At 69.3% G+C, this 11,627-nt stretch carries 11 protein-coding genes; all 11 read left to right on the top strand.

What is annotated here, in order from left to right:
* The first annotated feature begins 4 nt into the window (after nucleotides 1-4).
* Nucleotides 5-934: an ABC transporter permease gene (locus OHA11_RS04645; protein WP_266492216.1), complete on the top strand. Its 930-nt coding sequence runs from the start codon at nucleotides 5-7 to the stop codon at nucleotides 932-934.
* Nucleotides 927-1,706 (top strand): ABC transporter ATP-binding protein, encoded by a 780-nt coding sequence (locus tag OHA11_RS04640; RefSeq protein ID WP_266492214.1) that lies wholly within the window; start codon nucleotides 927-929, stop codon nucleotides 1,704-1,706. The genes OHA11_RS04645 and OHA11_RS04640 overlap by 8 nt, the downstream gene beginning before the upstream one ends.
* A 385-nt stretch (nucleotides 1,707-2,091) precedes the next feature.
* Entirely contained in the window at nucleotides 2,092-2,994 is a 903-nt protein-coding gene (gene hpnC, locus OHA11_RS04635) for a squalene synthase HpnC (RefSeq protein WP_266492212.1), read from the top strand.
* Entirely contained in the window at nucleotides 2,991-3,941 is a 951-nt protein-coding gene (hpnD, locus tag OHA11_RS04630) for a presqualene diphosphate synthase HpnD (RefSeq protein ID WP_266492210.1), read from the top strand. The genes hpnC and hpnD overlap by 4 nt, the downstream gene beginning before the upstream one ends.
* Nucleotides 3,941-4,081, top strand: coding sequence for a DUF6380 family protein (locus OHA11_RS48480; RefSeq protein ID WP_353962945.1), 141 nt, complete (start codon nucleotides 3,941-3,943; stop codon nucleotides 4,079-4,081). Before hpnD ends, OHA11_RS48480 begins: the two co-directional genes overlap by 1 nt.
* The gene (hpnE, locus tag OHA11_RS04625) at nucleotides 4,078-5,502 is read left to right on the top strand and encodes a hydroxysqualene dehydroxylase HpnE (protein WP_266492208.1); all 1,425 of its coding nucleotides are present in this window, start codon (nucleotides 4,078-4,080) and stop codon (nucleotides 5,500-5,502) included. Before OHA11_RS48480 ends, hpnE begins: the two co-directional genes overlap by 4 nt.
* Nucleotides 5,503-5,561: 59 nt before the next feature.
* Nucleotides 5,562-6,629 (top strand): polyprenyl synthetase family protein, encoded by a 1,068-nt coding sequence (locus OHA11_RS04620; protein WP_266492205.1) that lies wholly within the window; start codon nucleotides 5,562-5,564, stop codon nucleotides 6,627-6,629.
* A 112-nt stretch (nucleotides 6,630-6,741) separates the two neighbouring features.
* Nucleotides 6,742-8,757, top strand: coding sequence for a squalene--hopene cyclase (shc, locus tag OHA11_RS04615; RefSeq protein ID WP_266492200.1), 2,016 nt, complete (start codon nucleotides 6,742-6,744; stop codon nucleotides 8,755-8,757).
* Nucleotides 8,757-9,401 carry a 1-hydroxy-2-methyl-2-butenyl 4-diphosphate reductase gene (locus OHA11_RS04610; RefSeq protein ID WP_266492199.1) on the top strand — a complete coding sequence of 215 codons (645 nt, stop codon included), beginning with the start codon at nucleotides 8,757-8,759 and terminating at the stop codon, nucleotides 9,399-9,401. Before shc ends, OHA11_RS04610 begins: the two co-directional genes overlap by 1 nt.
* Nucleotides 9,402-9,406: 5 nt before the next feature.
* A complete protein-coding gene (gene hpnH / locus OHA11_RS04605) occupies nucleotides 9,407-10,429 on the top strand; it encodes an adenosyl-hopene transferase HpnH (protein ID WP_266492197.1) in 1,023 nt (340 codons plus the stop codon).
* A 4-nt stretch (nucleotides 10,430-10,433) separates the two neighbouring features.
* On the top strand, nucleotides 10,434-11,609 hold the full coding sequence (ispG, locus tag OHA11_RS04600) for a flavodoxin-dependent (E)-4-hydroxy-3-methylbut-2-enyl-diphosphate synthase (protein ID WP_266492195.1): 1,176 nt from the start codon (nucleotides 10,434-10,436) through the stop codon (nucleotides 11,607-11,609).
* Nucleotides 11,610-11,627: the final 18 nt, after the last annotated feature.

Here is an 11,627-nt window from a genome sequence, read left to right as displayed (position 1 = left end):
ACTTGTGAGTGAGACAACGCATGACGGCGGTGTCGCGGTGAGCGTCCCTCCGTCCCCCGATGAAGGGCTCTCCGCGGCGGGCCTCGCCGCCAAGTACGGGCTCGCCGTGAGCGGCGCCCGGCCCGGACTCGTCGAGTACGTCCGCCAGCTCTGGGGACGGCGTCACTTCATCCTCGCCTTCTCACAGGCGAAGCTGACCGCCCAGTACAGCCAGGCCAAGCTCGGCCAGCTCTGGCAGGTGGCCACACCGCTGCTGAACGCATTCGTGTACTTCCTGATCTTCGGCCTGATCCTGGGCGCCGACCGCGGTATGCCTCAGGAGGTCTACATCCCGTTCCTGGTGACAGGTGTCTTCGTCTTCACCTTCACCCAGAGCTCGGTGATGGCGGGCGTCCGAGCGATCTCGGGGAACCTCGGCCTGGTCAGGGCGCTGCACTTCCCGCGCGCCGCGCTGCCGATCTCGTTCTCGCTGCAGCAACTCCAGCAACTGCTCTTCTCGATGATCGTGCTGTTCGTCGTGGCGGTCGGCTTCGGCAGCTACCCGGGCCTGTCCTGGCTGCTGATCCTCCCGGTCCTCGTCCTGCAGTTCCTCTTCAACACCGGCCTCGCGATGATCATGGCCCGGATGGGCGCCAAGACCCCGGACCTGGCGCAACTCATGCCGTTCGTGATGCGTACGTGGATGTACGCGTCCGGCGTGATGTTCTCCATCCCCGTGATGCTGGAAAAGCACCCCGCCTGGATCGCCGACATCCTCCAGTGGAACCCGGCCGCCATCTACATGGACCTGATGCGCTTCGCGCTCATCGACGGCTACGGCTCCGAGAACCTGCCCCCGCACGTGTGGGCGGTCGCGACCGGCTGGGCCCTCCTCGTCGTCGTCGGCGGATTCGTGTACTTCTGGAAGGCTGAGGAGCGGTACGGCCGTGGCTGAGCAGAACACCGGGGACCGGATCCCCACCGTCATCGCGGACGAACTGCACATCGTCTACCGGGTCAACGGCGCCAAGACCGGCAAGGGCAGTGCCACCGCGGCCCTCAGTCGCATACTCAAGCGCGGCGAGGAGCGCGGCGTCCGCAAGGTGCACGCCGTCCGCGGCGTCTCCTTCATGTCCTACCGCGGTGAGGCCATCGGCCTGATCGGCTCCAACGGCTCCGGCAAGTCCACCCTGCTGCGGGCCATCGCGGGACTGCTCCCCGCCGAGAAGGGGCACGTGTACACCGACGGCCAGCCCTCGCTCCTCGGCGTCAACGCGGCCCTGATGAACGACCTCACGGGCGAGCGGAACGTCATCCTCGGCGGGCTCGCCATGGGCATGTCCCGCGAGCAGGTCCGGGAGCGATACCAGGACATCGTCGACTTCTCGGGCATCAACGAGAAGGGCGACTTCATCACGCTCCCGATGCGCACCTACTCCTCCGGCATGGCCGCCCGGCTGCGCTTCTCCATCGCGGCGGCCAAGGACCACGACGTCCTGATGATCGACGAGGCCCTGGCGACCGGCGACCGCTCCTTCCAGAAGCGCTCCGAGGCCCGCATCCGCGAGTTGCGCAAGAGTGCGGGCACGGTCTTCCTCGTCAGTCACAACAACAAGTCGATCCGTGACACGTGCGACCGCGTCCTGTGGCTGGAGCGCGGCGAGCTGCGCCTGGACGGCCCGACCGACGAGGTCCTCAAGGAGTACGAGAAGTTCACGGGCAGGTAGCCCTTAATCGCCCAAGACCACTCGGGGCTCCGTCGGAACGGTTCGACGGGGCCCTGCGTCTGCAAAGGAAACGCCAACTCTGGGCGCCCTTAGGAATCTTGGCGCCAATCGGTGTGTTCTTGTGATGTGCAGGACACCCTGACGGGTCATGCCAGGTTGTACAACGTAAGCTGTACCGGTGCTGATTCGCGGCAAGTAGGGCGATAATGCGCGACACCCGGCATAGGGTCTGCTGCGCGGACGGCCGGGCGGCGTGTCCGAAATAGTCTGTATTGGGTCAGCAGTGTAGAACGGGAGATGTGACGGCAATGGCTACGGAAACTCTCCAGCTCCGCTGCGCGTGTGCCGTCTGTGCGTATGCCGTTCCCGGCCCGGGCAGCGAGCGATGACGCCAGCCGGGACGGCGCGCGCCGGTGGCCCGGAGCGCAGCACCCTCGACAAGGCCGCGGACGAGAACTTCCCCGTGGCGCCGTTCTTCCTGCCCCGGGCATGGCGTGCCGACCTCATGGCCGTGTACGGCTTCGCCCGCCTGGTCGACGACATCGGCGACGGCGACCTCGCCCCCGGCGGTGCCGACGCCCGCCTCCTGGGCGTGTCCCCCGAGGAGGCCGAGGACCGGCTGATTCTCCTGGACGCCTTCGAGGCCGACCTCCGCAGGGTCTTCGACGCGACCCCGAACCACCCACTGCTGCGCCGCCTCCAGCCGACGGTCCGCCAGGTCGGCCTCACCCCCGAGCCCTTCCTCGGCCTGATCGCCGCGAACCGCCAGGACCAACTGGTCAAGCGGTACGAGACCTACGACGACCTCCTCGACTACTGCGAACTGTCCGCCAACCCGGTCGGCCGTCTGGTCCTCTCCGTCACCGGCACCTCGACCCCCGAGCGGATCCGCCGCTCCGACGCCGTCTGCACCGCACTGCAGATCGTCGAGCACCTCCAGGACGTCGCCGAGGACCTCGGCCGCGACCGCATCTATCTGCCCGCCGACGACATGAAGAGTTTTCATGTCCAGGAGGCGGATCTCGCCACGACCACGGCAGGCGCATCAGTGCGCGCACTGGTTGCATACGAAGCAGAACGCGCCCGGAACCTCCTGAATGAAGGCACCCCCCTCGTGGGTAGCGTCCACGGCAGGCTGAAGCTGCTGCTCGCGGGGTTCGTGGCGGGAGGAAAGGCGGCGATCCGGGCGATCGCCGCCGCCGAATACGACGTACTTCCCGGCCCGCCCAAGCCCGGCAAGATCCAGTTGCTGCGCGAGGTGGGAGTGACTCTGCGAGGAGAGGGGTGATCCGGACCGTGGAGACTCCGCCGCACACGACCGCACCGGTGCTCGCCGCATACAGCTACTGCGAGGCGATCACCGGGCAGCAGGCTCGCAATTTCGCGTACGGCATCAGACTGCTGCCGACGCCCAAGCGCCGCGCCATGTCGGCGCTGTACGCGTTCTCACGGCGCGTCGACGACATCGGGGACGGCGCGCTCGCTCCCGACGTCAAGGCGGCGCGGCTGGAGGACACCCGGGCGCTGCTCGCCCGGATCCGCGACCACGCCGTGGACGAGGACGACACCGACCCGGTCGCGGTCGCCCTCAGTCACACGGCGGACCACTACCCGGTCCCGCTCGACGGCCTCGACGAACTGATCGACGGCGTCCTCATGGACGTCCGCGGCGAGACCTACGAGACCTGGGACGACCTCAAGATCTACTGCCGCTGTGTGGCGGGAGCCATCGGCCGGCTCTCGCTCGGCGTGTTCGGTACGGAACCGAAGGCGCGCGGAGTCGAGCGGGCGCCCGAGTACGCCGACACGCTCGGGCTCGCGCTCCAACTCACCAACATCCTCAGAGATGTGCGCGAGGACGCCGAGAACGGGCGGACCTATCTGCCCGCGGACGACCTGGCGAAATTCGGCTGCTCGGCCGGCTTCGACGGAGCGTCTCCACCGGCCGGCTCCGACTTCGCGGGCCTCGTCCACTTCGAAGTGCGACGGGCCCGCGCGCTTTTCGCGGAGGGCTACCGGCTGCTGCCCATGCTGGACCGCCGCAGCGGCGCCTGCGTCGCCGCCATGGCCGGCATCTACCGCCGTCTCCTCGACCGTATCGAGCGCGACCCGGAGGCCGTCCTGCGCGGCCGTGTCTCACTGCCCGGCCGGGAGAAGGCGTACGTCGCCGTGCGGGGACTTTCCGGTCTCGACGCCCGGAACGTCTCGCGTCGAACCATCAGGAGGCGCACTTGATGGACACTTTGGGCCAAGATGACGCAGGTCCAGGGAAACGGCGCGCAACCCTCCGGTCGGGGACCGCGTCCCTGACTTCAACGGCCGACCGTGCACAGCTCGATCAGCACGGCAAGGCCTCGGGGGAAGGTGCACGATGAACGACACGACGCAGGACGAGGGGCTCGACGCGGATCCGTGGAACCGCCCCGCGACGGCCGTGGTGGTCGGCGGAGGGCTCGCCGGAATCACCACCGCGCTCGCGCTCGCCGACGCCGGAGTGCGCGTGACGCTGCTCGAAGGCAGGCCGCGCCTCGGCGGGCTCGCCTTCTCCTTCCAGCGCGACGGGCTCACCGTGGACAACGGCCAGCACGTGTACCTGCGCTGCTGCACCGCCTACCGGTGGTTCCTCGACCGCGTCGACGCAACGGAGCTCGCGCCCCTGCAGGATCGTCTCGACGTGCCCGTTCTCGACGCGGACGGCAAACCCGGACGCAGACTCGGCAGGATCGGGCGCACGGCCCTGCCCGTACCTCTGCATCTGGCGCGCAGCCTCGCCACGTATCCCCATCTGTCCCTCGCGGAGCGCGCCAAAGTCGGACGTGCCGCCTTGGCGCTCAAGGGGCTCGACCTCGCGGATCCGGCGCTCGACGCGCAGAACTTCGGCAGCTGGCTGACCGCGCACGGTCAGTCGGAGCGTGCCGTCGAGGCACTGTGGGACCTGGTCGGGGTCGCCACCCTCAACGCGGTGGCCGGCGACGCGTCGCTCGGGCTTGCCGCGATGGTGTTCAAGACCGGTCTGCTGTCCGACCCGGGCGCGGCCGACATCGGCTGGGCACACGTCCCGCTGGGGGAACTGCACGACCGGCTGGCCCGCAAGGCGCTCGACTCCGCGGGCGTCCGTACCGAACTCCGGACACGGGTCACCTCCATCTCACCTAACAAGAACGGTGTTTGGAGGGTTCAGGTTCCCGGCGAGACGCTCGACGTCGACGCGGTCGTGCTCGCCGTACCGCAGCGCGAGGCCCACGATCTGCTGCCCGAGGGCGCGCTCGACGCCCCCGAGCGGCTGCTCGCCATCGGTACGGCGCCGATCCTCAACATCCATGTCGTGTACGACCGGAAGGTGCTCAGCAGGCCGTTCTTCGCGGCGCTCGGCTCTCCGGTGCAGTGGGTCTTCGACCGCACCGAGGCGTCCGGGCTCTCGACGGGCCAGTACCTCGCGCTGTCGCAGTCGGCCGCCCAGGACGAGATCGACGAACCCGTCTCCGCGCTGCGCGAGCGGTATCTGCCGGAGCTGGAGCGGCTGTTGCCCCGCACCCGCGGCGCCGAGGTGCGCGACTTCTTCGTGACCAGGGAGCGTACGGCGACGTTCGCTCCGACACCCGGCGTCGGACGGCTGCGGCCCGGCGCCCGTACCAAGGCACCCGGCCTCTACCTGGCCGGCGCGTGGACCGCCACAGGGTGGCCCGCGACCATGGAGAGTGCGGTCCGTAGTGGCGTGAGTGCGGCGGACGCCGCACTGAGCGCACTGGGCCGGCCCCGCGATCACCTCTTCGAGCTCTTCGAGGAGGCGGCGTGACGCTCGAACAGAGCGCGGCGGGCTCCCGCACCTCTCGTATCACCACAAGAGGAGAGACTGTGCCCACTGTGCCCCCGGCATCGACGGCTGCCGACGCGGTGGACGTGACCGCGCTCCTGGAGCGCGGCCGGACCCTGGCCACTCCGGTACTGAGGGCGGCCATCGACCGCCTTGCCCCTCCCATGGACACTGTCGCCGCCTACCACTTCGGCTGGATCGATGCCGAGGGCAACCCCGCCGCGGGCGACGGCGGCAAAGCCGTACGCCCCGCGCTCGCCGTTCTGTCCGCCCAGGCCGCCGGTGCTGCCCCCGAGGTGGGCGTGCCGGGAGCGGTCGCCGTTGAACTGGTGCACAACTTCTCACTGCTGCACGACGACCTGATGGACGGCGATGAGCAGCGCCGCCACCGTGACACCGTGTGGAAGGTACACGGTCCCGCCCAGGCGATCCTGGTCGGCGACGCCCTGTTCGCACTGGCCAACGAGATCCTGCTGGAACTCGGCACGGTCGAGGCGGGCCGCGCCACGCGCCGTCTCACCACCGCCACCCGCGCCCTGATCGACGGTCAGGCGCAGGACATCTCCTTCGAGCACCGCGACCGCGTCAGTGTCGAGGAGTGCCAGGAGATGGAGGGCAACAAGACCGGCGCCCTGCTCGCCTGCGCCTCCTCCGTCGGCGCGGTGCTCGGCGGCGCGGACGATCGCACCGCCGACACGCTGGAGAGGTACGGCCACCACCTCGGCCTGGCCTTCCAGGCCGTGGACGACCTCCTCGGTATCTGGGGCGACCCGGTCGCCACCGGCAAGCAGGCCTGGAGCGACCTGCGCCAGCGCAAGAAGTCCCTGCCGGTCGTGGCCGCGCTTGCGGCGGGCGGCCCGGCCTCCGAGCAACTCGGCGAACTCCTCGCCGAGGACGCCAAGCGCAGCGACTTCGAGGACTTCTCCGAGGCGGAGTTCGCCGCGCGCGCCGCACTCATCGAGCAGGCGGGCGGCCGCGAATGGACCGCCCAGGAGGCGCGCCGCCAGCACACGGTGGCGGTCGAGGCGCTCGACACGATCCACATGCCGGACCAGGTGCGGGCCCAGTTCGCGGAGCTCGCCGACTTCGTCGTCGTACGAAAGAGATGATCACTATCGGTCGAATAAGCCTCGCGTAGTCGCCGGCCGGTGCCGCGGGAGAACGCGCACCGGCCGACGGCGGACCCACAGCAGAGACACGCCACTGCACGAAGGGGAAGCCATGACAGCGACGACCGACGGAAGCACCGGGGCCCTGCCGCCCCGCGCAGCCTCGGCCAGCGAAACCCGCACGACGACTCCCGCGGCGGCCGGGAGTGCCGATACCCGAGACGCCGCCGAGCGCGCCATACACCGCGCCACCGACTTCCTGCTCTCCACGCAGGACGCCCAGGGCTGGTGGAAGGGCGACCTCGAGACCAACGTCACGATGGACGCCGAAGATCTGCTGCTCCGTCAGTTCCTGGGCATCCGCGACGAGAAGACCACGCACGCGGCCGCACTCTTCATCCGCGGCGAGCAGCGCGAGGACGGTACCTGGGCCACCTTCTACGGCGGACCGGGCGAACTCTCCACCACCATCGAGGGATACGTCGCCCTGCGGCTGGCCGGTGACGCGCCGGACGAGCCGCACATGGCGCGGGCGTCCGCGTGGATCCGTGAGCAGGGCGGTATCGCGGCGGCCCGCGTCTTCACCCGGATCTGGCTCGCACTGTTCGGCTGGTGGAAGTGGGACGACCTGCCCGAACTCCCGCCGGAGCTCATGTTCTTCCCGAAGTGGGTGCCGCTCAACATCTACGACTTCGGATGCTGGGCACGGCAGACCATCGTGCCGCTCACCGTCGTCTCGGCGAAGCGTCCGGTACGGCCCGCGCCCTTCCCGCTCGACGAGCTGCACACCGACGCGAGCAACCCGAATCCGGTCAAGCCCCTTGCTCCGGTGGCCAGTTGGGACGGGGTCTTCCAGCGCCTCGACAAGGCCCTGCACACCTACCGCAAGGTCGCGCCGCGCGGTCTCCGACGAGCCGCGATGAACACCGCCGCCCGCTGGATCATCGAGCGGCAGGAGAACGACGGCTGTTGGGGAGGCATCCAGCCGCCCGCCGTGTACTCGATCATCGCTCTGCACCTGCTGGGCTACGACCTCGAACACCCGGTGATGCGCGAGGGGTTGGCGTCCCTCGACCGGTTCACCGTCTGGCGGGAGGACGGGGCCCGGATGATCGAGGCCTGCCAGTCGCCGGTCTGGGACACCTGCCTCGCGACCATCGCGCTCGCCGACGCGGGCGTGCCCGCCGATCATCCGCAGCTGGTGAAGGCCGCGGACTGGATGCTCGGAGAGGAGATCGTCCGCCCCGGTGACTGGGCGGTCAAGCGGCCCCGACTTCAGCCCGGTGGCTGGGCGTTCGAGTTCCACAACGACAACTACCCCGACATCGACGACACCGCCGAGGTCGTCCTCGCGCTGCGCCGCGTCAAGCACCACGACCCGGAGCGCGCCGAGAAGGCCATCGGCCGCGCGGTGCGCTGGAACCTCGGCATGCAGTCGAAGAACGGTGCCTGGGGCGCCTTCGACGTCGACAACACCAGCATGTTCCCCAACAAGCTGCCGTTCTGCGACTTCGGCGAGGTCATCGACCCGCCGTCCGCCGATGTCACCGCGCATGTCGTGGAGATGCTCGCGATCGAGGGCCTGTCCCACGATCCGCGCACCCGCCGCGGCATCGAGTGGCTGCTCGCCGAACAGGAGGCGAACGGCTCCTGGTTCGGCCGCTGGGGCGTCAACTACGTATACGGAACAGGGTCGGTGGTGCCCGCGCTGGTCGCCGCCGGACTGCCTGGATCGCATCCGGCGATCCGCCGGGCCGTGGCCTGGCTGGAGACCGTGCAGAACGACGACGGCGGCTGGGGCGAGGACCTGCGCTCCTACCACGACGTCGCCGAATGGAGCGGACGCGGCGCCTCCACCGCATCCCAGACAGCCTGGGCGCTGCTCGCGCTGCTGGCGGCCGGCGAACGGGAGTCCAAGGTGGTGGAGCGCGCCGTCGCCTGGCTCGCGGAGACCCAGCTGGCGGACGGCTCCTGGGACGAGCCGTACTTCACCGGTACGGGGTTCCCGTGGGACTTCTCGATCAACTACCACCTCTACCGTCAGGTCTTTCCGCTCACCGCGCTCGGCCGGTACGTCAACGGCGAACCGTTCGCCGACCGGCAGTCCGCCTTCGGCAGGGCGAGCTGATGACCACCAGGCCGGCCGCCGCTCCGCTGCTGATCGCCTGCGCGCTCGGCATCGAGCGGTTCGCCCTGCGCACCGGCGGCGACCGGGGCGGCGCGAGCGGCCCGGTCACGGTGCTCCGTACGGGCATGGGGCCGGGTGCCGCCGAACGGGCGGTCACCCGGGCCCTGGCCGGCCCCGCGCTGAGCGGGGCGGCCGTCCTGGCCACGGGCTTCTGTGCCGGGCTCGCCCCCGGCATGCACCCGGGGGACCTGGTCGTCGCCGACGAGACCCGGGACCCGCGCGGCACCACGCCCTGCGTGGGCACCGATCTGCTCGTGAAGGAACTGGTGCGTGCCCTGCCCGGGCGCACCGTCCACCAGGGGCCGCTCACCGGCTCCGATCACGTCGTACGCGGTCAGGAACGGTCGGAACTGCTCGCAACCGGCGCGATCGCGGTCGATATGGAATCGGCGGCCACGCTCCACAGCGCCGTCCGCGCGGGCGCGCGCCCGGTTGCGGCCGTCCGGGTGGTCGTGGACGCTCCAGAACATGAACTCGTCCGGATCGGCACGGTGCGCGGTGGAATATCAGCCTTCCGCGTTCTTCGTGCCGTTCTTCCAGCTTTCTTCGAATGGCACCGTTCTTTGCTGCTCCCCAGGAGGTGAGCCAGATGGCCATGCCGCTCCGCCAGTCCATCAAGGTCGCGACGTATCTCTTTGAACAGAAACTGCGCAAGCGGGACAAGTTTCCGCTGATCGTCGAGCTTGAACCCCTCTTCGCCTGCAATCTGGCGTGCGAGGGCTGCGGCAAGATCCAGCACCCGGCCGGAGTGCTCAAGCAGCGCATGCCGGTGGCCCAGGCCGTGGGCGCGGTGCTGGAGTCCGGCGCGCCGATGGTGTCCATCGCCGGCGGCGAGCCCCTGATGCACCCGAAGATCGACGAGATCGTGCGGCAGCTGGTGGCCCGGAAGAAGTACGTCTTCCTGTGCACCAACGCCATGCTGATGCGCAAGAAGATGGACAAGTTCACGCCCTCGCCGTACTTCGCGTTCGCCGTGCACATCGACGGCCTGCGGGAGCGGCACGACGAGTCCGTGGCGAAGGAGGGTGTGTTCGACGAGGCCGTGGAGGCCATCAAGGAGGCCAAGAAGCGGGGCTTCAGGGTCACCACCAACTCGACCTTCTTCAACACCGACACCCCGCAGACGATCATCGAGGTTCTCAACTTCCTCAATGACGACCTGAAGGTGGACGAGATGATGATCTCGCCCGCGTACGCCTACGAGAAGGCGCCCGACCAGGAGCACTTCCTGGGTGTCGAGCAGACCCGCGAACTGTTCAAGAAGGCCTTCGCGGGCGGCAACCGGCGGCGCTGGCGGCTCAACCACTCCCCGCTCTTCCTGGACTTCCTGGAGGGCAAGGTCGACTTCCCGTGCACGGCGTGGGCGATCCCCAACTACTCGCTCTTCGGCTGGCAGAAGCCCTGCTACCTGATGAGCGACGGGTACGTCACGACGTACCGGGAACTCATCGAGGACACCGACTGGGACGCGTACGGCCGCGGCAAGGACCCGCGCTGCGCCAACTGCATGGCGCACTGCGGCTACGAGCCGACGGCGGTCCTGGCGACCATGGGCTCCCTGAAGGAGTCCCTGCGCGCCGCCCGTGACACCGTCGCCGGAAACCGCGGGTGACGTCGTGACCGCCGTTTCCCTGGGCCTCCCCGAGGTGCCGGTCCGGCCGATCGCGGAGCGCCGCCCGTCGCGGCAGATCCAGGTCGGACCGGTGGCGGTCGGCGGCGGGGCGCCCGTGTCGGTGCAGTCGATGACGACGACCCGTACGTCGGACATCGGGGCCACGCTGCAACAGATCGCCGAACTGACCGCGTCCGGCTGCCAGATCGTGCGCGTCGCCTGCCCCACGCAGGACGACGCGGACGCTCTGGCGACCATCGCGCGCAAGTCGCAGATCCCGGTGATCGCGGACATCCACTTCCAGCCGAAGTACGTGTTCGCCGCGATCGAGGCGGGCTGTGCGGCGGTGCGCGTGAACCCCGGCAACATCAAGCAGTTCGACGACAAGGTGAAGGAGATCGCGCGCGCCGCGAAGGACCACGGCACCCCGATCCGGATCGGCGTCAACGCGGGCTCACTGGACCGGCGGCTGTTCCAGAAGTACGGCAAGGCCACCCCCGAGGCGCTGGTCGAGTCGGCGCTGTGGGAGGCCTCGCTCTTCGAGGAGCACGGCTTCCGGGACATCAAGATCTCGGTCAAGCACAACGACCCGGTCGTGATGGTCAACGCCTACCGGCAGCTGGCGGCCCAGTGCGACTACCCGCTGCACCTCGGCGTGACCGAGGCGGGACCGGCCTTCCAGGGCACCATCAAGTCCGCGGTGGCCTTCGGGGCGCTGCTCAGCGAAGGCATCGGGGACACCATCCGGGTCTCCCTGAGTGCGCCGCCCGCCGAGGAGTGCAAGGTCGGCATCCAGATCCTCGAGTCGCTGAATCTCAGGCAGCGGCGTCTGGAGATCGTGTCCTGTCCCTCCTGCGGCCGTGCCCAGGTCGACGTCTACAAGCTGGCCGACGAGGTCACGGCCGGTCTGGAGGGCATGGAGGTCCCGCTGCGCGTCGCGGTGATGGGCTGCGTCGTCAACGGACCGGGCGAGGCACGGGAGGCGGACCTGGGGGTCGCCTCCGGCAACGGCAAGGGGCAGATCTTCGTCAAGGGCGAGGTCATCAAGACCGTCCCCGAGTCGAAGATCGTCGAGACCCTCATCGACGAGGCGATGAAGATCGCCGAGCAGATGGAGGCGGACGGCGTCGCGTCAGGCGAGCCGCAGGTCACAGCGTCGGGGAACCCTCCGGCACGGTGAGTTAGCTACAGCACGGAC

It is taken from the genome of Streptomyces sp. NBC_00878 (assembly GCF_026341515.1).
Classification (GTDB): domain Bacteria; phylum Actinomycetota; class Actinomycetes; order Streptomycetales; family Streptomycetaceae; genus Streptomyces.
Note: the sequence above shows the minus strand (reverse complement) of the source record. Positions and strands in the feature narration are given on the sequence as shown.